Genomic DNA, 22,277 nt, shown 5'->3' with positions numbered 1-22,277 from the left:
TTTTGCATTCTTCAAATTACTCTTCCAGCGTGTCTGCCGACACTGCCAATATCGGAATGTTGCGGTTCCGTCCAGGCATTTGGCGAATCAGGCGGGTCGCGTCCAGACCAGACAGCACCGGCATGCGAATGTCCATCAGAATCAGGTCAAAATCTTCCGCGCTTACACGGTCAACGGCCTCCTGACCGTTTTCTGCCAATGTGTAGGTGTAGCCGAGTCGGTCAAGAAGATGACCAATGATCTTTCGGTTCATTTCATTGTCTTCTGCAACAAGAATGTGAAGTGGTTTTGCAACGCCCTGGTTTGCTTCGTGACTCAAAGTCGCGGTTGGAACCTCCGTCTGAGCTGGTTGCTGCTCGTCTCGCACGCAGGGTATTTCAAACCAGAACTCGCTGCCTTTGCCAACCTCACTGTGCACGCCGATTTGACCCTCCATCAGGCTGACCAGTCTTTTGCAAATCGCCAGGCCAAGCCCGGTGCCATGGTAGCGCCGGTTAATCGACGCGTCGGCCTGGGTAAAGTCCGCAAACAGGTTGGGTATAACTTCGGGTTCAATACCGATGCCGGTGTCCTGAACTGCAATGCGAAGAAGTGGGCCGTGCATCTCGCAAAGCACTTTTACCCGCCCATTGTGGGTGAATTTCAAGGCGTTGCCGATCAGGTTGATCAACACCTGCCGCAAGCGGGTTGGGTCGGCCATGATCCTGGCGGGCACGCTTCCGCTGATCTGGTAGCTCAAACCCACGGTGTTGAACCTGTCGTAGTGCGCGGCCTGCCCGCAAATGGCCAGACTTTCTGTAATCAGGTCACGCACATCCACACTGAGCTGTTCTAGTTTCAAACGGCCAGCCTCCAGCTTCGACAAATCAAGAATGTCATTGATGATCACCAGCAAGCTATTGGATGCCTCCTGTATGCGCTGCACTCGCGCGTGGCTTTCCGGGGGCAGGGGGTCGTCCATCAACAGGTCGGCGTAGCCACGAACGGCTGTCATCGGGGTGCGAATTTCATGACTCATGGTGGCCAAAAATTCAGCCTTGGTTTTTTCACCTTTTTCGGCGTTGGCCCGCAAAATGATCTCGCGCTTGGCCAGTTCAGTCAGTGAGTTGGCCTGGTCCTGAAGCCTTGCTTTGGACTCTTCAAGGTCTTGAATGATGGACTGACGTTCATTCAAAAGATGTGCATTCTTCAGAAGTGGAATCAAAACAAGCAGTTCAATTAATAGCAATCCTGCCCACATTGCAATTTGATTGGCCAGCGGCACGTGCCAGCCATTCGCTGGAATGGCTGCCATTTCCCAGCTTCCATAGGGCAGGCGTACTCGGGTCAACACCGGGTTGTCCTCAAAAATCAACTCGTCGCCGTAAAAAACTGGCCCGCTCGGGCCCGTGGAGTCTTTGCCTCTCATCGCAAGCCTGATCAGGCTGTTCGGATTGTTCATGCCCACTTGCTCGTACAGTTTATCGACATCGATCACCGCGGCCACCAGGCCCCAGAACCGCTCGTCAGGCTGGCTGGCGTCTGCGTTGGGGGTCGGAATGTACACAGGTATTCGACCAATCAAGCCCCTGCCGCCCTGCACCAGATCCATCGGGCCTGCCAGCACCAGTTGTCGGGTTTGTTTGGCTTTTTCCGCTGCGGCAGCCTGGCCTTTCATGTCCCTGTAATTCATGCCAATGGCTTTCTCGTTGCCCTTGACCGGGTACATCATTGAAATGACGAAATTCGGCGCTGCCGCGATGTTGCGCAACAGGTCTCCGTCTTTGAACAAGTGGCTTGCAAGCTGCACAAACCGGTCCTGATCCATGTCCGGTTCAGTGATGATCGACGCCGTCAACCCGCGCACCAGGTTTGCGTTGGCCAGAATCGCCCCTTCCAGCTTGGCGCGCACCACGCTGGATTCGCGCAGCACACGGTTTCGCTGGGCATCCAGTGTGGCTTTTTGTGCCATCTGAATCAGCACTATGCCGGCCAGAAAAATACTGATTCCTGCCAAAAAGGCAGGCAGGTAGGCAGCCTTGTTGCCGATGCGTTTGGTAGGTTTTTCAGTCATTTTTGGGTTTTAATCATTTTGGGCCTGACTAAGCTGGGCCATGCAGTCCGCCAGGCTAAGTGCGTCTACACCGCCTTTCATCTTGAATGAATCATTGCCGCCGTGCACAACAATTTGTCGCTGCGGTTTCAGGTCATCACAGGCACTGAAAAAGCCTTTTGACAGGGTGGGCGCGCTGGCCAGTTTAATCTCGATCGCCCACAACACCCCGGGTTTCAATTCAATCAACAGGGCAACTTCTGCGCCACCGCTGCTGCGATAGTGGCCATATCGGCTTGTCAACCTATTGGTACAGCTCAGCAGGTTTTCAATCACAAAACCTTCCCAACTGCCACCGCACACGGGGTGCCCCAATAGTGTGTTCACATCACCAATGCCCAACAAGGCATGGCAAATGCCGCTGTCGCGTACGTGTATTTTCGGCGCTTTGGTCAGGCGCTTGCCCACATTGCTTTCCCAGAGGGGTAACCTGCGCACAAGCAGCAAATCAACCATCAAATCGACATATCGGCCAACTGTCACACCACTGATGTCAAGCCCGCGTGCCAAACCCGCGCTGTTCAGTAGCCCACCCTGGGTGTGCGCAAGCATCGTCCAGAATCGGCGCAAAGTTTCAGCGGGAATGCGTGGCCCCAGTTGTGGAATGTCCCGCTCCAGATAGGTTCTTACAAAGTTTTCTCGCCACAACAGGCTGTTTGAATCACTGTCAGCCCCAAAACTGTCCGGAAATCCACCTCGCAACCACAGCTTGTGCAGATCGGCGGCCTCCACCTCGTCAAGGCTTAAAGGGTTCAATTCCAGGTAACTTACCCGGCCCGCCAGGGTTTCACTGGTTTGTTGAAGCAGCTCAAGCGCGGCACTGCCCAACAACAAAAATTGGCCGGTTTTGTGGCCTTTGCGCCTTCGCCTGTCAATCACCCCCCGCAGTGGTGCGAACAAATTGGGAACGCGCTGAATTTCGTCCAAAACGATCAAACGGCCCTCGTTCAGGTCGCAAAAACCCTCAAAGTCGGTAATTTTTGCCAAGTCACGCGGGCTTTCCAGGTCTAAGTAAACGCTGCCTTCAAATTGCGACTGAATCATCAAGGCAAGCGTTGTTTTGCCAACCTGCCTGGGGCCGGTTAGCACAACCGCTGACGTGGTGTTCAGAAGTGCTTGTAGCTTGGGGTGTAATTTTCGATCTATCATCCTTGCAAATTTAATATGGTTTATTATTTTTGCAAGGTTTTGTTGTTCGGCGCAAATTTTGCAGACACTGAGTCAGTTACTCGAATATTGGGGTGATCTTGGCAAGCACTTCATCCATGATTGATTCCGGCAAAGTGTCCACCTTCCGAGCGTTTCGAGCGCCAAAATCAAGAACACGAGGTTGATCACATCGAACAACACCCGTAGTCTTTATGCCTGTGATTGGAACCGCAAACCCGATTCGTCTGGCAAATTCTCCCCCACTGGTGATTGGGCAAATGACAGGCAACTTGGTTACCCGGTTGAACTCTGTTGGAGAAACGACCAGCACGGGGCGACTACCTTGTTGCTCACGTCCTTCTGTTGGGTCTAAAGAAACAAGAAAAATATCGCCACGCTTCATATCAACTCACCACCTGTGCTGGGCGCGTCAATCCACTCGCGCTCCTCAGGTGTCTGCGGTTGTGAATAATCAGAGGCCGCCAACAACTCAGCGAGTGTGTATCGCGGTTTTGGTTTGGGGACAATAACAAGCTGACCTTCTGAAACACTGATGCCTACAGTGGCCCCTGCTTGTAAATGTAGTTGCTCAAGAAGTACCGGCGGCACCGCGAGCATGACTGAACCTCCAACCTTTCTCAAATTGGTTGTTTGCATTTTGAAACTCCAAAAAATATTATATTTAAGTATAACAAAAATTTCAGACTCACAATATCGAACCAATCACGGCGATGTCCGCATCGTTGTCTGCGCGGTTAGTGTGGCGTGCACGGCTGCCAAACAAGTTTGGTCAATCGGGCTTTAACTGTCATTCCCAAACAAATCGCGTGTAAACACCTTGTCTTTCACGTCTTCCAGCGCAGGGGCCATGCGGTTGGTAACAATCACATCGCTTTCGCGCTTAAAGGCGTCCAAGTCATTCACCACGCGTGAACGGAAAAAGTCTGCCTCGTGGTAGTTCGGCTCGTACACAATCACTTCCACGCCCTTGGCTTTGATGCGCTTCATGATGCCTTGAATGCTGCTCGACCTGAAGTTGTCGCTGCCCGCCTTCATGATCAGGCGGTGAACGCCCACCACTTTTGGCTTGCGCTCTAAAATGCACTTGGCAATAAAGTCTTTGCGCGTGGTGTTGGCCTCTACAATGGCGTGAATCATGTTCTGCGGCACGTCTTTGTAATTGGCCAGCAACTGCTTGGTGTCTTTGGGCAGGCAATAGCCGCCGTAGCCAAAGCTCGGGTTGTTGTAATGCCCGCCAATGCGCGGGTCTAGCCCCACGCCCTCAATAATCTGGCGGCTTTCCAGCCCGTGGCTGATGCAGTAGCTGTCCAGCTCGTTGAAGTAAGCCACCCGCATGGCCAGGTAGGTGTTGGCAAACAGCTTGATGGCCTCAGCCTCGGTGTTGCCCGTCAGCAAAACCGGCACATCGGGCTTCAGGCTGGCCTCTTGCAGCAGGCCCGCGAATGCACGCCCGCGGTCGCTGTTTTCACCCACCACAATGCGGCTGGGGTACAAGTTGTCGTGCAGCGCGCTGCCCTCGCGTAAAAACTCAGGCGAAAACATCAAATTTGACGTGCCCATCTCGCTTTTCAGGCGCTCGGTGTAGCCCACCGGTATGGTGCTTTTAATCACCATCAACGCTTGCGGGTTTATCGCCTTCACATCGCGAATCACCGCCTCAATGCTGCGGGTGTTGAAGTAATTGGTCTCGGGGTCGTAATCGGTGGGGGTGGCAATTACTACAAAGTCTGCACCTGCATACGCTTCTTCTTTGTTCAGCGTCGCCTTGAAGTTCAGCGTCTTTTCGCGCAAAAAGCGCTCAATTTCAGCGTCTTCAATCGGGCTTTCGCCCCGGTTCAGCATGTCCACCTTCTCGGCGACAATGTCCAAAGCCACCACATCATGGCGTTGGGCCAGCAGCATGGCCATTGAAAGGCCGACGTAGCCAGTGCCTGCAATTGCGATTTTCATGTTTGTTTTCAGCGTTTACCAACCTCCAAGTGTACAACGTAGTCATTTCACTGGTGTTGTGGTGGCAGATTGTTAACACCAGTTACATGTCATATTCTCCGCTTGACGTTCTCCCCCGTTAGAGTCATGCTCACCACCTGGGTTTTCCATTACCTGCGGCCAGTGGACATCCATTTTTCGGCCTGTTGGGTATTAGTGTCACATTTTGAAGTTTTTAGTGCGTTTAACAAATAATTCAATATAAGAAGTCATAATCGCCTCCTAATTTATCGCCGACACATTTCGGGCATTGGCAAATAAACATGAGCACAGGCGTTCAACTCTATTCACAACTGGCTTGGCCCCTCATCGCTGCGGGCTCTGTATCTTTCGTGGTTTGTCTGCTGCTGGTGTACACCAAGCAATGGCATGGTCGGTTTACCCTTGATAGTTCGGTTGGCAAGCAAAAAGTACACGCGTCGCCCACACCCAGAATCGGTGGGGTTGCCCTAGCCGCTGGTGTCCTTGTTTTTTTGTTGATGAACGGCAAAGGCACCATGGCATCCGGCGCTGCCTTGGTGTCCACTTTTAAAAGCGTGTGCGTGGCTGCATTACCAGCCTTCTTTGCAGGTCTTTTCGAAGACCTTACCAAAAAAGTAAGCGTGCTGGCGCGTTTGCTGGCTACCGCTTTTAGTGGTTGTTTGTTGGTCATGCTAACAGGCCATTGGGTAAGCCATGTGTCCTTGCCTGGGGTTGATTTTTTGCTGTCTTTTTACCCTGTCGGCCTTGTATTCACGGCATTTGCAGTGGCCGGCATTGCGAACAGTGTCAACATTATTGACGGTTTTAACGGGCTAGCCGGTGGTGTGGTAATCCTGATGTTGGGCACCCTTGCTGTAATTGCAGGTCGCGTCGGTGACCAGGTCATTTTGCCCATGGCCATTGTGGGTATCGCCGTTACTCTGGGCTTCATGCTTGTTAATTATCCCAAAGGCAACATTTTCCTGGGCGACGCGGGTGCCTATTCCCTGGGTTTTTATGTGGCTTCGTTGGCCATATTGCTGGCTGAACGCAATCCAGGTTCCGTCAGCCCCTGGGCCATGTTGTTGGTGTGTGGTTATCCGGTTATTGAAACGCTGTTCAGCATTTATCGTCGCGCTTTTCGCAAGCGCAAGTTGTCTCCAGGTCAGCCAGACGCCTTGCACCTGCACAGCCTGGCTTACAAAAAGCTGGTTTCCCGCCGTTTAATGGTGGGGGCGCCTGCCTGGCAACGCAACGCTGCCACATCGCCTTTCATGTGGTTGTACGCCGCCATTCCAATGTTGGGTGCCATCAATTGGCCTGAAAGTTTGTTCATGGTCATTTTGTGGTTCAGCTTCAGTGGCGTCATATACCTCCGCCTTTATCGTAAACTGCTTAGCTTGCGGGCTTCTAGCCTCAGGCTGTCAACAGCAGGCTAACCGGGGTTTTCAATCTCTCCGGCGTTTGATTGTCAGTGTTTAAACACCCTATATTATTGATTTAAAAATGAATTTAAAAGCTTGTGCCCGTTTTTTTGCCTGTGCAGCCGTGTTCGGCTGGTGCGGGCTTGCGTTTTCGCAACAGGCCATGCCCGCCGGGGCTGGCGGTTTTAGTGCATATTCAGGTGCCGGTGTAGGGGCAGATGCCACGGCTGGCAATGTGCCCACAGCCCCCGCCGTGTCTGTAGACAATATGTCACCAGCTTCTCAGGGCCTTAACAGGTCTACTGGCAAGGCAGCCCAAACTGCCGATGGTAAATCGCCCAACCAGGTGGTTGAGCGCAATGCACCAACTGCCCAACCACAGCCCTCAGCCTTCCAAAAATTCATTTTCGCTTCCATAGGGCAAGACCTTCCCCGTTTTGGTGACGAGGCACTGGCCAGTGGCGCATTCACCCCATCCGCTGATGTACCCGTGCCGGGCGATTACCTGGTCGGCCCGGGCGATGAAATTCTGCTGCGCGTGTGGGGCGGTATCGACGTCAACTACAAAGCCACGGTTGATCGTGATGGCCAGCTTGCCATTCCCAAAGTGGGCACCTTCCCGGTTGCTGGCATTCGCGCAGCCGACCTTAACAGCTTCCTGAAAGGTCAAATCGGCAAGTACTACCAAAACTTCAATGTCAGCGCCACACTGGGCCAACTGCGTGGCATACAGGTGTACGTGGTGGGTAATGCCCAAACGCCGGGCTTGTTCAATGTTAGCAGCATGTCCACGCTGGTAAGCGCTGTGTTTTCAATTGCCAAGCCCGGGCCCGAAGGCAGCTACCGCGACATCGTGCTTAAACGCGGTGGGCAAGACATTGCGCACTTTGACCTGTACAACTTCCTGAAAAATGGTGACCTTACCGGCGACCGCAAACTGCTGGCTGGTGACGTCATTCTGTTAAAGCCCGCTGGCCCGCGCGTGGGCATTGTGGGTGCCATTGAAAAACCCGCCGTGTATGAAATCAAAGGTGACGAATCCCTTGCCGACATGATGGCCCTTGCCGGCAGCAACGGCCCGCTTAGCGACAAGCGTGAGTTGTTGATCGAAACTTTTGACTTTAAACACCCCAATGCGCCACGCAATGTATTGCGCATGCCCTACCAACAAGCGGTTACGGGCCGTGTTGTCAAAGACGGCGATGTCGTTACTGTGTTTGGAATCAGCCCAAAATTTGACAATGCGGTTACTCTGCGCGGGCAGGTGGCCAGGCCTTTGCGCTACCCTTACAGCCAGGGCCTGCGCATTTCAGACCTTATACCCGACGCCAACGCCTTGGTTACGCCCGATTACTACCAGCGCACCAACCGTTTGGTGCAATACACTGACAAGAAAAAGGTCGACCTGAATGACCTCAAAAACAGCCTTGAAAACCGGGTAGACCAAGTCAATTGGGACTATGCAGTCATCGAGCGGCTTGATGCTCAAAACATTCAAACCCAGCTGATTCCATTTAACCTTCGCAAAGCCATCGCCAAAGATCCAAAGGAAGATTTGGTACTTCAGCCCGGAGACGTGGTTACAGTTTTTGGCACCAAAGACACAGATATTCCCATTGCCCGCAAAGAAACCTTGGTGAAAGTCAGCGGCGAGGTGAATGCCCCTGGCTATTACCGCGTCACCCCCGGTGAAACCCTGCGCGACGTCATTGTGCAAGCTGGCGGCATTACCCCCAACGCGTTTTTGTTTGGCACCAACATTTCGCGTGAAAGTACGCTTAAGCAGCAAAAAGCTGCGCTGACCAAAGCGCTTGCAGAGGCCGAGCGACTGCTGAACGCCTCAGCCACCACGCGCACCCAGTCTGCACTTAGCGGCAACGATGCACAGGTTGCTGAACTAACTGCCAAACGCCAACAGGCCTACCTTGAAAAGCTGAAATCAATTCAGCCCGATGGCCGTCTTATTTTGCCGATCAAGCCCAGCGTCAATCAGGTTGCTGAATTGCCCCCTGTACCGCTTGAAGATGGCGATCAAATTACCATTCCGTCTCAGCCCGGATTCATCAGTGTGTTTGGGGCTGTACCTAGCCAAGGCAGCTTCATCTATCAAAAAAGCAAAACCGTATTTGATTATCTCGATCTAGCCGGCGGCCCCGCCAAAAGCTCCGATCAAGGCTCAATCTTCGTAATTCGTGCCAATGGCACCGTAGACAGCGCGCAGCAAGGCTGGGTGCCGTTTGTCAGCGGTTTGTATGGCACGCGTGCCTTGCCTGGCGATTCTATCTATGTGCCTGAAGACTTTGAGCGGGTCAGCTTCACGAAAAGCCTGTTGGATGTATCGCAGATTTTCTACCAGGTTGGCTTGGGTGCGGCCGCCGTTCGTGCAATTCAAAAATAGGGGCGGGCATGAATCAACAAACCAACGCCCCAGCCGAACAGCTTGATTGGGTTGAAGAAGATGAAATCAGCCTGATCGACCTGGCCACAACCCTGGGTGAACAAAAAAAACTGGTGTTTGGCTTGCCAGCCCTTGCAGCCGTGGTGTCTATCATTGTGTCGCTGTTGCTGCCGCCAATTTTCACCGCTGAAACAAGCCTGCTTCCACCCAGTGGCAATAGCGGTGGCGGCGGCGCTGCTGCGGCGCTTGCTTCATTGGGTGCTTTGGGTGGCTTAGCGGGTGGTTTGGGCATTAAAACACCCGACGAACAGTATGTGGCGATGCTGCAAAGCCACAGCGTGATGGACCAGTTGATTGAGCGCTTTAACCTGCTGAAGCACTACGACGTGAAATACCGCAAAGATGTCTATGAGAAGCTTAAAAAGATTGCTGTAATTAGCTCTGACAAGAAGTCTGGAATAATTTCAATTAGTGTTGATGATAAAGACCCCAAGTTTGCCGCTGAGCTTGCCAACGGCTACGTAGATGCTCTTTCAAAATTATTGGACCGTGTGGCCGTTACTGACGCCCAGCAGCGCCGCCAATTCTTTGAAACACAGTTTGAAAAGGCCAAAGAAAAGCTTTCAGATTCCGAGGTTAATCTGAAAAAGGTGCAAGAAACCACGGGCCTGATTCAAATTGACGGGCAGGCCAAAGCCACCATCGAGGCAGTGGCCAATGTACGCGCCGAAATTGCCAAGCGCGAAGTGCAGCTTACCGCCATGCGCACCTTTGCCACCGCTGAGAACCCCGACTACAAGCGCATTCAGGGCGAGTTGGCAGGCTTGAAAGTACAGCTGGCCAAGCTTGAAAAGGGCAATGGCGACGACGGTGGCATTGTGTCCACCAAAAACCTGCCAGAAACCGGGCTTGAATACGTTCGTGCCTTGCGTGACGTCAAGTACAACGAAGCCATTTACGAAATTATGGCCAAGCAATTTGAGCTGGCCAAAATTGACGAGGCCAAAGAGGGCGCAACCCTGCAGCAGCTGGACAAAGCCGTACCCCCAGAAAAGAAAAGCAAGCCCAAGCGTGCACTCATCGTGATTTTAAGCACGTTGGCCGCTGGCTTTCTGGCTGTGCTTATTTCGCTTTTGCGTGGGGCCATGCAAAAAGCCGAAGCTGACCCCGAAACCCTTGAAAAATTGCAGAACTTAAAGCAGGCTTGGCGCTTGTAGTCGTACTTAAACGCAATAAAACGGCAATAAAATCATTTACTTTTCGCTGTACACAGTAGTCAAGTTTAGGTAGAGTTTGGTTGAGCAATTTTTAATTCGGAGAATATTCATGAAAAAGTTTATTGCAGCGGCAACATTGGTCATGTTTACAGCCAGCGCATTCGCAGTGGGTGAAGAAGGTGGTGCAGTTGCACCAGGTTCAGCCGGCGGCGCAGCCACTGGTTCCACAGGTGCTGCTGGCGCGGGCGGTGCAGGTGCTGCTGGCGGTGCAGGTGCAGGTGCAGGTGCTGGTGCTGGTGCAGGTGGTGTTGGCGCTGGCGCAGCGGGTGCCGGTGCCGCAGGTGCCGGTATTGGTTCCGGTCTTGCTGGTTTGGGCGTGGCTGGTTCAGTGGCTGCCGGTGTAGCTGTTGCGGGTTTGGCCATTGCTGTTACCAACAATAACAACAACGCCACAACGTCCACAGCCACTGCCACATCAACCACCAGATAAGTTGCGCGCTTGGCAGTTCAGGCTGTTTTACAAAAAGGCCCCAAGCGGGCCTTTTTCTTTAATTAATTCTTGTTTTTGATCTTTGTTTGCCTAATGTTTGCACTTAATCGCTTGATGTTGTTTTTGGGTGTATTGCCTTTGCTTTGTTCAACATCTGCATGTACAAACCTGAGCGGTGCTGCTGTTAAAGGTGTACAGGCTGCCTTTGGCGCTGGGCAACCCAATTTGCAAGCTGCGCCTTTAAAACCTGGCTATGCGTATCTTGAGGTGCATTCACCCAATGCACAGGCGCTGCTTCCCCTTATTTTTGAAGACAAGCTACCCGGCCAGGCACCCATCGACACTTGGGTGTCGAATGACGGGCAGGTATTGCGCACACAGGCCGGCTTTTTAGCGTCTTCCAGTGGTTTGCAAAATTACTGGCAAAACGTGCATTACCAGTTCAATGCAGATGGCACGCCAGCCTCTGTTCAATTCGATTTGCCTTCTGCAAGCCTGTATGGCGCTAAGCTGAATTTTGTAAATCTTGGGCCTGTAACAGGCACTTACACGCCGCTAATGCAACGTGCTGCCAAAGCACCCAACATCGCTTTCAATGTGTGGCAAACCCAATGGGCCAACAAGCCTGCGCATTACAATGGGCCCGCCAATTTAAACAAGCTGCAGTTCATTGTGGGCTACAACACCAGCAACTACATGCCTGTGTATGGTTTGCACTGTTTGCAGGCCAACTACTGTGTTGAATATTTACTGCGCACCGCTGCGCAAAACCTGTAACTTTTATTGTTTTGGTACATTCATGCGCTTAAAGCACGTTTCAATGGCGGTTGGTTTGCTGTGCAACGCCGCGTATAGCCCAGCCCACGCAGATGCCAGCACAAGCCCGGCAGTTGCTGCCGCCAGCCCCGTTCAACCCACAGTGGCCGTTGGCAGTCCGAATGCTGGCCAGCGCTTAAGCGCATTTTTACGCGGTGCCCGTTGGTTGCCCACCGTGTTGGATGAGCAAGGCTTCTACTTGCCCGGCCTAGTGTTTAAACGCCAAGCACTGCTTCAAGACCAGCAACTGCAACAGCGCCAGTTGCTTACCAGCCTTTACACCCAAGCTGAATCCAACCCCAAGGGCACTGCGGGCGAATCGGCTTACCTTACCGCACTGGTAAAGGCACTGGCACCCACCGGGCGCTTGCCCTTGCTAAGCGCCGATGCAGATTATTTACTGGCCCACCCTGAACTCGACCCCACCTTACAACCTGGCGACGCAGGCACCGTGCCCAAGCGCCCCAACACAGTGGTGGTGGTTGGCAGCGGCGGCATTTGCGAGGTTCCTTATTTCGCAGGTGTTAGCGAGCAAACCTACGCCACAGCGTGTTTTCACGGGCAAACCGATTATGCGTTTGGCAAAAGCATAGATACACTTTGGCTGGTGCAACCAACCGGCCAAGTATTGAAGAAAAACGTCGGCAACTGGAATGCCGAAAACGCTGAAATTCCAATGCCGGGTGCATGGATTGTTGCCCCATGGCGCAACAGTGGCTACCCTGCGCAAACCTGGCAAAATTTGGCCAATTACTTGGCTACCCAAGGGGTTGCCACTATTCCCGTTGAAGCCGCACAGGCGAAGCCCGTGGTGTACGCCACGCAAAAGGAATTTGCTGAAAGGGCCGCCACCGTGCCATTGCGCACTTTGCCTATCAGCGCCAATGATTTTGGCTTTGTGGGGTTGATTCAAACCCCCACAGCCCGCATGCGCGAAGCAGGTAACTTTACATTCACAGCCAGCCGGGTGGCCCCTTACACGCGTTACAGCTTTATTCTGCAACCGTTCGATTGGATGGAGGCTGGCTTTCGCTACACCCGCATTACCAACCGCCTGTATGGCCCGCAAAGCTTCAGCGGCAACCAAACCTATCTTGATAAAGAAATTGATCTGAAATTCAAGCTGTACGATGAAACGCCGTACCTGCCACAGTTGGCAGTTGGCCTGCAAGACATTGGCGGTACGGGTCTTTTTTCAGGCGAATACGTGGTGGGTAATAAACGCTTTGGTAACTTCGACACCTCGCTGGGCTTGGGGTGGGGTTATCTGGGTGCACGGGGCGACCATGGCAACCCGTTTAGCTTGCTGGGTAGCAAGTTTAATGTACGCACCAATGCGGCAACCGCTCAAGGCGGTACCCTGTCTACTAAGGACTTTTTTCACGGCCGCACAGCCCTGTTCGGCGGCGTGCAATGGCACACCCCTTGGGAAAGGTGGACCGTCAAAGCCGAAATGGACGGCAACAATTACGCCAATGAACCGTTGGCCAACCCGCAGGTGCAAAACAGCGCCATTAACTACGGTGTGGTGTACAAAGTCAACAGCAATGTTGATTTTGGCGTGAATGTTGAACGTGGCAACACCATGGGCTTTGTGCTTTCCATTCACAACAATTTGAGCAAATTTAACACATCCAAAGTTGCAGACCCAAAGCCTGTATCGCCCTTTGCAACCCCTCATGAAGGGCCAGTGGAGTGGCCCAAAACCCTACAGGGTGTGAAAGAGCAAACCAACTGGGACGTTACCCAAGTTGAAACCCGCGGCAGTGAAGTGCGCCTTACCGTGCGCAATGGCGCCGCCGCTTATTACGCTGACAGCCTAGACAGGGCCAGCGCCGTGCTTAACCGCGACCTGCCGCCCAATGTGGGCTGGTTCAGTTTTGATTACAATCAAAACGGCGTGAATACGGGCGAACACGTGGTAGACCGCAGGCAATGGGTGGCCCGCCACACCGATTACACCTTAAACGGGTTTACTCGGGCAGACAATCGTTCAGATCTTGCCGCAACCGAGGGGTACGATTTTCCGTACAACACTGTGTATGAAAAAATGCCTGAACGTGCCACCAGCAAGTTTTCCATTGGCTACAAACAGATATTCGGTGGTGCTGATGGGTATTTGTATCAGTTCAACCTAGCTAATGACAGCCGCTTGAACCTGAACCAGTCCACCTGGTTAGACTTTTCACTGGCCTACCGCCTGCTGGGCAATTTTGACACCTTTACCCAGGGTAGCAACAGTGTGCTGCCGCATGTGCGCACAGACATTCAAAAATACGCCAAGGGTTCAAGCTTCAATATTCCCAACTTGCAGCTAACGCACCTGGGCAAGCTTAGCAGCAATGTGTTTTACTCGGTGTATGGTGGCCTGTTTGAAGAAATGTTTGCCGGCGTGGGTGGCGAGGTGCTGTACCGCCCATTCAACAGCCGCTTCGCACTTGGGGTGGATGCGAACAGCGTGCGCCAGCGCGGCTACAATGAAGATTTTAGTTTGTTGCCGTACCACGTAAACACTGGCCACGTAACAGCCTATTACGACACTGGAATCAGCGATGTGTTGGCGAAGGTCAGCGTGGGGCAATACTTGGCGGGCGACAAAGGGGTTACAGTCGATCTTTCACGCGTGTTTAACAACGGCGTAAAAATGGGTGCGTTTGCAACTAAGACCAATGTGTCTGCGGCCCAGTTTGGCGAGGGTAGTTTCGACAAGGGCATTTACGTTCAAATACCGTTCAGTGCTTTCTTTGTTGAATCAATACCAGGCAATGCACAGTTTTTGTGGCGCCCACTTACACGGGATGGTGGTGCAAAGCTGAACAGAACTATTCAGTTGTTTGACCAGACAAAAGTAAGAGACCCGCGGGCGATTGAGTACAGGGGGGGAAGTGGGGAGTAGGTCATTTGTAGCAGTTATAATCCAGACATCCGATCTTCATCAAATTCGAATGTGGAGCGTTGTCTCTTGTTAGGGCACATTTCACTCTGTATAGAACACGCCTTCATGTTCATTTGACTCCATGAACTCATACCGTACTGTTTGAGCGAGAGCTTGCTCTAGAGGCACGGGAGAAACGAAGCCAGTCCTGCCAATAGCTGTGTTGTATACAGAATTCGCGCAAAACTTCTTGACGCGAATCGAACTGATGGCGAATCTTTTCCCAGTCAGTGCCGCAACCAGATCAAAACATTTGCCTATTGCATAACCGACGACAAAGGGCAGCCTGAAAGCAATTTTTTCTGACCGACCAAGTATGCGATTGACGTTGGCAACCAGGCCTTTCATTGTAAAGTCAGGCTTGTCGATGAAGTTGTAGATGTGTACGCCAGGTTTGAAACTTAGCGCATATTCAATGAACGCAGCAACATTTTCAACATAGGCCATGGATTTTCTATTTTGCCCACTGCCTACCATCACAAACTTACCTGAAGCAAGCTGCCGCAGCAAGTTATAAACGTTACCTCTATTTTGCTCCCCGAAAACCACGGTTGGCCTGATGATCACTAAGGTACGCTCGTTTGGTTCTTCAGCTTGCCAGTCCTTAAACACCTGTTCAGCTTCGTATTTGGTGCGCCCGTAATCGTTGAAGGGGGCGATTTTGCCGGACTCATCGGTCCCAACCGGTGCGAAACCATACACCGCAACCGTGCTCGTGAAGATAATTGTTTGCACACCTCTTTCGTGTGCAACAGTGCAAATGTTTCTGGCACCCCCAACATTGACCTCTCCATAAAGACTCACAGGTCTCACGTCATCGCGATGCTCAGCAGCTAAATTGATAATAACAGAATCATTGGCAATCGACGCCCGAAGCTGTTCGATTGATCTGACATCCCCCAATGTTGCAACATCCGGAAACGCTTTGCTCGGTGTCTTGTCAGTAATCTGCACAGCCATACCCCCTTTACTCATAAGTCGTCTGACTAAGCAAGTTCCAATGAATCCACTCCCGCCGATTACGTTTATCGTCTGCATTAAATCTATCTCCTAATTAATCATCGAAATTATCCGTCTTGATGAAAAATTTACCTGAATAATACTCAGAATTTTCAAATATCTACAGGTAAAAATTTCAAAAATACGATAAATAAAATATCAAAATCAAATAATCAATACTATTGGAAAATGGAGTAAAAGTTTGATGAGTAGATTGTTTTTTTTAAATAAAGTCAATTTAATAAGCGGCATTTTTAAATTTATAATTAGATATTAATATTTCTTTCAAATTTAAGTAGCGCAGCCACCAAAACTAATCTTGATAGCCTAAAGGATTTATTAAATGCCAATTCCACGTGTCTTGCATCATTTGATCTATTCCTCGCTTAGCTTTCCAGCCAAGCTCGCATTCCGCTTTAGATGCGTTCGCTAAACAGGTAGCTAAATCCCCAGGTCTGCGTGGAGCTAGCTTGGTATTAATAGATCGACCACTAGCTTTTTCAAATGCCCTCACAATTTCGAAGACGCTATAGCCGTGACTTGAACCTAGATTCCAAATATGTACACCATTTAAATTTTTGAGTTTATTTAATACAAGTCCGTGTCCCTCGGCAAGATCCATTACATGAACATAATCGCGTACGCCAGTGCCATCCGGTGTATTATAATCAGAACCAAAAATGGATAGGTATGGTAAGTTACCAGAGGCAACTTGCGCAATGTAGGGTAATAGGTTATTTGGAATGCCACACGGTGATTCGCCAAGTAAGCCACTTGTGTGTGCACCTGCAGGATTAAAATAGCGCAAAATTCCAATTTTCCAATTCGAACTTGATCTAGCCAGGTCATACAAAATATTTTCAACGAATAATTTACTTCTTCCATATGGACTTGAGGGAGGGTTTAAATTACAGTCTTCGGAAATTGGTAAATCAGATTGCTGACCATATATTGTAGCCGACGAGCTAAATACAAAGTTAAAAACATTTGCACTTGACATTGCACTAAGTAAAACCTGACTCCCGTAAACATTATTATCATAATATTTTAATGGTGAGCTTACGCTTTCGCCAACAGATTTAAGGCCGGCGAAGTGCAAAACGGCATCAATTTCGAAATTTCTAAATAATTTATCTAATAGGTGAGAATCACGAATATCGCCTTCAACAAAAATTGGTTTTCGATTGGTTATATCATGGATGCGTTGTAAAGGTTTTATTGAACTGTTGCTGAGATTGTCTAAAATAACAATTTCATGCCCTTCTGATATCAATTGAATTGATGTGTGAGAGCCTATATAGCCTAAGCCACCAGTAACTAGAATTCTCATAAAAAAAGCTACCTTAACAAGAAAAGTGTTATAGTTCGATTTATCCCTGTATTAGAGGGGGCTATCCCCTTTATTAAAGAGAAATCGGTATTAGTTAATTGACCTCTGCGTTTTTTTGAATCTACAGAGTGGCAGGCATCCAAAAGCGCTGTGAGGGTGCTATTCATTGTAATGCTCGAACCAAAACTTCAATTCACGCTTAAAAGTTTTCATAGAGATATCGGTCATGCCGTTGATTTGCAGGCGTTCAACCGGCGGTCTGACGGGATTAAATCCCAGCTGCGCCTCAGAGGTACTCGTTTCAGTTGCTGTCTTAAAAAAACCATAGACAGACAACCATTAAACGGGAGTTTGAGCCACATCGTCTGCCCCAAGTCGATATTCCATTGCTTGCATAATCAAATCAACGTGGCAAGTACAAATGCGTTTGGTGAAAGTAAACCAGTTGATGGCCATGTGTTCACAGCAATCTAGTCGGTCCTGAATAACCCTGTTTTTCCGTTTATGCCTTTAGGAAACGGTTGATTTGCCGATGGTGTTGGTTCGAATGTTTCACTTCCGCATAAAAATCGGCCAACAACGCCATAACCAGCCCGTAGGTCTTGGGCGCAAAAGGAGCCAAGGCCCTCAAAGATCTTCTTAACATTGAAGCCACTGGCGGCCAGAATCGGTGCCATGCAGTCACCCAGATGCCCTTTGAGCCAATTGCGTTTGATTTTGTGGTCGGCCTTCAAGTGTCCGATGATCGGTTCCACGCTGTTTCGCCGTTTCATCCAGCGCTTGGTTGCTTCGCTGTGTAGCTTTTGCCCAGTGATGATCACATCGGTTTGTTGCCCCAAGTACGCGGCTCGGTAACCTCGGTCTACGTACACTTGCTTCGGGGGGTGATCGGCAATGGCTTTGATCTGATCAAACGCTTCTTCCAAAGTGTGCCCGTCGTAAGGGTTGCCTTTGAATGTTCTTGCACCGACCACCCAACTGTCTTTGGCTGTTACTGCAATTGAGATCTTGGCACCAAACTCATAGGGGTTTCTGGCTTTGCCTTTGGCAATGCACGCCACTTTAGGGGCATGTATTGCGTACACTTTGTCTTTGCTGTTTTTCTGCTGCACCTTTAAGCGCTTGGCCAGCGCCAGCAACTTCATCATCTTGGTTGTCAATGGGGTTTTGCTGGTTTTCGCCTTGCGTTCAATGTCGCGAACCACACGGCCCAAAATGGTTCTTAGTTTGTTGCTGGCCTTGCGCATGCGGGCGTATTGCCTGGCATGCCCGTATCGGGCCGCTTTCTTCACCAGTTGCGGTGCAACCTGGTTGTAGTTCTGGCGAAGGGTTATGTTCAGGCACTCTGCTTCTTTCACCAAGTGTTCCTGCATGCGGTTGAACAGTTTGCTGTCCACGGGATGGCCTATAGCCTTCTCCATGCAAGTGGTGTCCACCACCACTTTGTCCAAGCTGCTGGCCCTTAATACACCGAGCTTCTTGCCAGCCTGCAAGGTTTGAGTCAAAAGCCACTCGCAGCCTTCTTCGCCAATCTTTCTACGCCACTTCACCAGCGTTGTAAGGTAAAGGGGAAAGTTGTGCTGGAAAAATACTCTTCGCCTGTGAAGTGTTGCCACTAGGGTGACACCACCCAGCGTTCAACCACGGCTCCATCGCTCATGTCGTACATGAATTGCAAATACGTCAGACCAACAATCAAACGTGTTCGGGTTGCCGGTCTGCCCGCTTTGGCGGCGTAGTCCTCTCCAAATTCTCGATCAAAAACTTTCCAGTCAATGCATTGACCTAACTTCACCAAGGGGTGGCTCATGTCGATCATGTTCTCAAGCCGGGAGCGAAACAATTCGTCTTGGGGTTGGTCCGGATTTGAACGAATAGACATGAAAAAATCTTACTGAAATTTAAAAGAAAGTGAACCCATTTTAACCACTTTCTTGTAAATCCAAATTGCTAGTTTCAACATCACAGCCATTATTCATCACGTCTGCAGGGGTATTCCAGGACCGACTAAGTAAGCGGAAGTTAATAATCTACATTGGTTACTGCTATGCAGACACAGGTTCAGAAACCAAGAGATTGATTTAACATCAGTATTGGATAGTCATAATATAAACGATCGAAAAAATAGATTAACTCATTAAAGATTATTTACTATGCTCTCCATTTGATAAAAAAACATCGACTAAATTAAATAACATTCAATTAGTGTTAGATTTTCTAAGCCAGATAGAGTAAAACATAGCTCTCAAGCGGGAAGGTAGTAAAAAAACAATTGAGCGCATAGAACCAACAAAAATTGCTAGAGGAAATTGCTGCAATTTTAGCTTAACTAACAATGATTGTATGGCAAATTCAGAATATATGTATTTTGTACCCCCTCTCCTTTTGATCATGTCTAAACCAGCAGTAGCTCGAACCAAAACTTTATCTAGATTCATGACTTTCATATTTTTGCTGAGCATAATTGCCCAAAGAGCATAGTCCTCCTTTAAGTAAATTGTTGGATATCCGCCTGCACTCAATACCGCATCAAGACGATAGGCAACTGTCATATGGTTAAAAGGATTTCTGAATTTAGCAAAATGAAGAATATCACGCTGGGAAAGTGGGGTAACTCTTTTGGATAAAGTAATTCCCTGAAAGTCTTGTTCAACGATTTGTCCACCAACCAAATCAAAACCCTCAAGTAAATAGGGGAGTTGAGATTCAAATCTATCAAACAAATTATAATCATCAGCGTCAGCACGAAATACAAATGGTGTGTTTATATGTTTGAGTCCGATATTTAAAGCTTTTGCAAGCCCTAAATTACAAGGTATATCTATGTGCAGAAATCCTTGCTTGGGTTTATATAGTTCGATTACCTTTTTAAGATTATTGCCAATAGGACCATCCTGGCAGAGCACAACCTGAGTTGGTTTTAAGGTATTATTATATATACTGTGCAGTGCGTTTGCAAAAAGATGAGGGTCGTCATTGAAATAAACTGAAATAAGTACAGAAAATTGGGTATTGTCTGACATTAGAAAACGACCTATAAAAATGTACTGTTCTTAAACGTGAAGAGCTTAATAGTCAAAGCGAAATCCATCTAGTTGGGATAATTGTATTTGCTTGTTTATCAGCTCTATACCATTTTTTCGGGGCGATCACTATTTTGTCGTCATTTGAATTTAACCAAGCGGCCCACCAGCTGAAGCTGCTGTTTGCGATTATATTGTGATCAGCTGCTGCCATAAGACGCATGTCATTACAGCTAAATTCTCCGCTATTATGAGATACTATGTGTAAATTTTCAAATTTTTTCGCAAGGTTTACATCTACCCACTCTGGATCGTCAGAAAATGCAAATATATTAAAATCACTGTAGATATTTTCAAAGTGCTTGATTGCATTTATATAATAATTGGCATCGCAAATATGATAAATACGTTTAAATTTACCCTTTAAATAATCGCCTCGTCTGACGTGTATGCTTACAGATGGCTTTTCGCGCATTTTTTGTAGTATGCGAAAATCTTCAGTGTTAATACTGGTCTTAAAATCAAATTCATTTCGGATGATATTTTCTTGATCCTTAAAATAATCTTCTGATTGCCAGTATCCGTGTAGATATAACGGTGGTTTTTGCTCAAAGATTTTTCTATCGAATTGATTGCTTCGTTCTGCGTAAAAGTTAGTACTCTGAATCCATGATAAAAACGGATGAGCATATATTCTACGAAGATTTAGCACTGATTTAAAACCAATTATATGCCTAAGCGTACTTATTGGCATAATGTTCAAATTTAAGCCAAATACCCTGTTAAGCTCATAGCCATTATGTTGGTTGTAGCGTTCGATTTGATCTACAGTGACATAAAGTTTCTGCTGCGTATAAATACTCAAAGACTTCCCGCATGCATACTGAAACATCTGATTTCCCAACCCTCCTACCAAGTTTACAACTATCATATTTAATATCCTATGCGTGCGTAATTGTTAATTCAAGCGATTTTTGAATTGCCTTTTCTACGTTTTCGAGATGAAAGAATGTGCGGTAATGTGTACGAGCTCTCGTTGAAAGTTCATTCCAGTGAGCTTCATTTGTAAGAATATTTTGTGTTGCGCTTAGGAACTCATTTCGTGTCGCAGCAATAATTCCCCCTTCTAGCGTTGGGACTGCCCCAACGTTAAATGATACAAATGGTGTACCTGCGGCCATTGATTCCAATATTGTAACTGGTAAAACTTCTGTTATAGATGTGCATATTGATAAAATGCTTTTCGAAACCTCTTCCGCAATGTCGCACTCGCTATCTTCGAGAAAACGGACTCTGTGAGTTAAATTTAGTGATCTTACTAATGACAAGCATTTTCTATAATATTTCCCTTGTCTTTTTCCTATTAATGTCAGGCTGTATTCACTTGGAAGACTGTATAGTAAATTTATCGCAAATTTTTGATTTTTAATCTCTGAGAAATATCCAATCGATATGATATTTTTGGTTCTCGACTCATATGGTATTAAGTCCTTGGCTTCGTGAATTGCCGAGTTCGGAATTAATGTAATCTTTTTGCCCATTTTAATTGCAATATCTCTATCGTAAAATCTTGGGCATTCAGTATGGTAATCTAATGTTGATAGAACTGTTAGTTTTGACACTAACTGAGGTAACTTCTTAATTCGGTACATAAACCAACCAGCTGCTCTAATTAGATCGCGTGGTCTCCATGTAAATGCATGAACGGAAATTCCATGGCTTATCATTAATGTTGGAATCTGGAGTTCGTGAGCAATTTCCAAAGCGGCTTCTGTAAGTGAAGTCTGCCACGCCTCTAATAAAACTGCATCAGGTTTTTCACAGGTAAGAATACTTTGCAATTTTTTCTTGTCTACATATTTTTTAGCGTATAGTGCGTCGCTTCCCTCGGATTTTATACGGTAAGTTTTGTCCGCTTTTATTTCCTTCTCCAAGATATTCGTACCAATCACAACTACCTCGTGTCCAAGTTTTTTCAATAAAAAACAGTGCTGATATGCTATCAGTGAAACACCAGACATCTCGACTTTTGGCCATGATCTCGAAACAAGGACAATTTTCATTTTGGGTTTTTAACCTCAAGTGTTGATATTATATTTTAAATCTATTGTTAAGATTTACAATGATTAGTAAAGCTTGTTCTGCTCGATGTGTATATTGAAATTCTTTAAAGAAATTGAATAAAACCTGTCTGTAAACTGTCAATAGACTTGATAAGGTGACGCTTACGAGGCAGACTGGTACTTCATAAATTTAGGTCGCTGCGTTTCTTAATAAGCACAGCCCGATAAGGCTTGATAAAGCGTATGTAGTGAGTAAAGAGTTAGCGTGACTACTTTTATTAAGGATATGGAAAGTTCTGAAGGGCTAAGGAAGCACTGAAGAATTCACGATTTGTAGTTCTTCGGCGCGTACATTTCGGTTGATCTGTTC

The 22,277-nt window shown here is 48.4% G+C and carries 18 protein-coding genes; 6 read left to right on the top strand and 12 right to left on the bottom strand.

Translation table 11 applies throughout. The features are described 5' to 3' along the window. Positions 1-16: 16 nt before the first annotated feature. The 5 genes from QQJ87_RS10850 to QQJ87_RS10830 all read right to left on the bottom strand — a co-directional run bounded on the left by QQJ87_RS10850 (position 17) and on the right by QQJ87_RS10830 (position 5,212). Positions 17-2,053 (bottom strand): ATP-binding protein, encoded by a 2,037-nt coding sequence (locus tag QQJ87_RS10850; RefSeq protein ID WP_284281742.1) that lies wholly within the window; start codon positions 2,051-2,053, stop codon positions 17-19. Positions 2,054-2,062: 9 nt separating this feature from the next. Continuing rightward, positions 2,063-3,241: an ATP-binding protein gene (locus QQJ87_RS10845; protein ID WP_284281741.1), complete on the bottom strand. Its 1,179-nt coding sequence runs from the start codon at positions 3,239-3,241 to the stop codon at positions 2,063-2,065. A 76-nt stretch (positions 3,242-3,317) separates the two neighbouring features. Next, on the bottom strand, positions 3,318-3,644 hold the full coding sequence (locus QQJ87_RS10840; RefSeq protein WP_284281740.1) for a type II toxin-antitoxin system PemK/MazF family toxin: 327 nt from the start codon (positions 3,642-3,644) through the stop codon (positions 3,318-3,320). Then, a complete protein-coding gene (locus QQJ87_RS10835) occupies positions 3,641-3,898 on the bottom strand; it encodes an AbrB/MazE/SpoVT family DNA-binding domain-containing protein (RefSeq protein ID WP_284281739.1) in 258 nt (85 codons plus the stop codon). The genes QQJ87_RS10840 and QQJ87_RS10835 overlap by 4 nt, the downstream gene beginning before the upstream one ends. Positions 3,899-4,042: 144 nt before the next feature. Further along, positions 4,043-5,212 (bottom strand): nucleotide sugar dehydrogenase, encoded by a 1,170-nt coding sequence (locus tag QQJ87_RS10830; protein WP_284281738.1) that lies wholly within the window; start codon positions 5,210-5,212, stop codon positions 4,043-4,045. Between the two features lie 302 nt (positions 5,213-5,514). Here QQJ87_RS10830 and QQJ87_RS10825 point away from each other — a divergent pair, with 302 nt between their 5' ends. The 6 genes from QQJ87_RS10825 to QQJ87_RS10800 all read left to right on the top strand — a co-directional run bounded on the left by QQJ87_RS10825 (position 5,515) and on the right by QQJ87_RS10800 (position 14,453). Beyond that, a complete protein-coding gene (locus tag QQJ87_RS10825; RefSeq protein WP_284281737.1) occupies positions 5,515-6,651 on the top strand; it encodes an MraY family glycosyltransferase in 1,137 nt (378 codons plus the stop codon). Positions 6,652-6,718: 67 nt separating this feature from the next. Beyond that, on the top strand, positions 6,719-9,034 hold the full coding sequence (locus tag QQJ87_RS10820; protein ID WP_284281736.1) for an SLBB domain-containing protein: 2,316 nt from the start codon (positions 6,719-6,721) through the stop codon (positions 9,032-9,034). Between the two features lie 8 nt (positions 9,035-9,042). Continuing rightward, a complete protein-coding gene (locus QQJ87_RS10815) occupies positions 9,043-10,251 on the top strand; it encodes a GumC family protein (protein WP_284281735.1) in 1,209 nt (402 codons plus the stop codon). A gap of 109 nt (positions 10,252-10,360) precedes the next feature. Further along, positions 10,361-10,741, top strand: coding sequence for a hypothetical protein (locus QQJ87_RS10810; protein ID WP_284281733.1), 381 nt, complete (start codon positions 10,361-10,363; stop codon positions 10,739-10,741). A 93-nt stretch (positions 10,742-10,834) separates the two neighbouring features. After that, entirely contained in the window at positions 10,835-11,518 is a 684-nt protein-coding gene (locus QQJ87_RS10805) for a hypothetical protein (protein WP_284281731.1), read from the top strand. 22 nt (positions 11,519-11,540) lie between these two features. Then, a complete protein-coding gene (locus tag QQJ87_RS10800) occupies positions 11,541-14,453 on the top strand; it encodes a YjbH domain-containing protein (RefSeq protein WP_284281730.1) in 2,913 nt (970 codons plus the stop codon). A gap of 81 nt (positions 14,454-14,534) precedes the next feature. Here the strand turns inward: QQJ87_RS10800 and QQJ87_RS10795 are convergent, their stop codons facing one another. The 7 genes from QQJ87_RS10795 to QQJ87_RS10765 all read right to left on the bottom strand — a co-directional run bounded on the left by QQJ87_RS10795 (position 14,535) and on the right by QQJ87_RS10765 (position 21,907). After that, positions 14,535-15,530 carry an NAD-dependent epimerase/dehydratase family protein gene (locus tag QQJ87_RS10795; RefSeq protein ID WP_284281729.1) on the bottom strand — a complete coding sequence of 332 codons (996 nt, stop codon included), beginning with the start codon at positions 15,528-15,530 and terminating at the stop codon, positions 14,535-14,537. 274 nt (positions 15,531-15,804) lie between these two features. Then, a complete protein-coding gene (gene galE, locus QQJ87_RS10790) occupies positions 15,805-16,821 on the bottom strand; it encodes a UDP-glucose 4-epimerase GalE (protein ID WP_284281728.1) in 1,017 nt (338 codons plus the stop codon). Positions 16,822-17,291: 470 nt separating this feature from the next. Continuing rightward, the gene (locus tag QQJ87_RS10785; RefSeq protein ID WP_284281727.1) at positions 17,292-18,437 is read right to left on the bottom strand and encodes an IS5 family transposase; all 1,146 of its coding nucleotides are present in this window, start codon (positions 18,435-18,437) and stop codon (positions 17,292-17,294) included. After that, on the bottom strand, positions 18,437-18,703 hold the full coding sequence (locus QQJ87_RS10780) for a transposase (protein ID WP_284281726.1): 267 nt from the start codon (positions 18,701-18,703) through the stop codon (positions 18,437-18,439). The genes QQJ87_RS10785 and QQJ87_RS10780 overlap by 1 nt, the downstream gene beginning before the upstream one ends. Positions 18,704-19,019: 316 nt before the next feature. Beyond that, positions 19,020-19,844 (bottom strand): glycosyltransferase, encoded by an 825-nt coding sequence (locus tag QQJ87_RS10775; protein WP_284281725.1) that lies wholly within the window; start codon positions 19,842-19,844, stop codon positions 19,020-19,022. Between the two features lie 52 nt (positions 19,845-19,896). Continuing rightward, positions 19,897-20,775 (bottom strand): alpha-1,2-fucosyltransferase, encoded by an 879-nt coding sequence (locus QQJ87_RS10770; protein ID WP_284281724.1) that lies wholly within the window; start codon positions 20,773-20,775, stop codon positions 19,897-19,899. Between the two features lie 10 nt (positions 20,776-20,785). Next, entirely contained in the window at positions 20,786-21,907 is a 1,122-nt protein-coding gene (locus QQJ87_RS10765; RefSeq protein ID WP_284281723.1) for a glycosyltransferase family 4 protein, read from the bottom strand. Positions 21,908-22,277 lie beyond the last annotated feature (370 nt).

Origin of the sequence: Limnobacter litoralis (assembly GCF_030160455.1) — a bacterium.
Classification (GTDB): domain Bacteria; phylum Pseudomonadota; class Gammaproteobacteria; order Burkholderiales; family Burkholderiaceae_B; genus Limnobacter; species Limnobacter litoralis.
Note: the sequence above shows the minus strand (reverse complement) of the source record. Positions and strands in the feature narration are given on the sequence as shown.

Coding starts and splice junctions, on each gene's coding strand:
- QQJ87_RS10850 (WP_284281742.1), bottom strand. CDS start 2,053: ATGACTGAAAAACCTACCAAACGCATCGGCAACAAGGCTGCCTACCTG.
- QQJ87_RS10845 (WP_284281741.1), bottom strand. CDS start 3,241: ATGATAGATCGAAAATTACACCCCAAGCTACAAGCACTTCTGAACACC.
- QQJ87_RS10840 (WP_284281740.1), bottom strand. CDS start 3,644: ATGAAGCGTGGCGATATTTTTCTTGTTTCTTTAGACCCAACAGAAGGA.
- QQJ87_RS10835 (WP_284281739.1), bottom strand. CDS start 3,898: ATGCAAACAACCAATTTGAGAAAGGTTGGAGGTTCAGTCATGCTCGCG.
- QQJ87_RS10830 (WP_284281738.1), bottom strand. CDS start 5,212: ATGAAAATCGCAATTGCAGGCACTGGCTACGTCGGCCTTTCAATGGCC.
- QQJ87_RS10825 (WP_284281737.1), top strand. CDS start 5,515: ATGAGCACAGGCGTTCAACTCTATTCACAACTGGCTTGGCCCCTCATC.
- QQJ87_RS10820 (WP_284281736.1), top strand. CDS start 6,719: ATGAATTTAAAAGCTTGTGCCCGTTTTTTTGCCTGTGCAGCCGTGTTC.
- QQJ87_RS10815 (WP_284281735.1), top strand. CDS start 9,043: ATGAATCAACAAACCAACGCCCCAGCCGAACAGCTTGATTGGGTTGAA.
- QQJ87_RS10810 (WP_284281733.1), top strand. CDS start 10,361: ATGAAAAAGTTTATTGCAGCGGCAACATTGGTCATGTTTACAGCCAGC.
- QQJ87_RS10805 (WP_284281731.1), top strand. CDS start 10,835: ATGTTTGCACTTAATCGCTTGATGTTGTTTTTGGGTGTATTGCCTTTG.
- QQJ87_RS10800 (WP_284281730.1), top strand. CDS start 11,541: ATGCGCTTAAAGCACGTTTCAATGGCGGTTGGTTTGCTGTGCAACGCC.
- QQJ87_RS10795 (WP_284281729.1), bottom strand. CDS start 15,530: ATGCAGACGATAAACGTAATCGGCGGGAGTGGATTCATTGGAACTTGC.
- galE (WP_284281728.1), bottom strand. CDS start 16,821: ATGAGAATTCTAGTTACTGGTGGCTTAGGCTATATAGGCTCTCACACA.
- QQJ87_RS10780 (WP_284281726.1), bottom strand. CDS start 18,703: ATGTCTATTCGTTCAAATCCGGACCAACCCCAAGACGAATTGTTTCGC.
- QQJ87_RS10775 (WP_284281725.1), bottom strand. CDS start 19,844: ATGTCAGACAATACCCAATTTTCTGTACTTATTTCAGTTTATTTCAAT.
- QQJ87_RS10770 (WP_284281724.1), bottom strand. CDS start 20,775: ATGATAGTTGTAAACTTGGTAGGAGGGTTGGGAAATCAGATGTTTCAG.
- QQJ87_RS10765 (WP_284281723.1), bottom strand. CDS start 21,907: ATGAAAATTGTCCTTGTTTCGAGATCATGGCCAAAAGTCGAGATGTCT.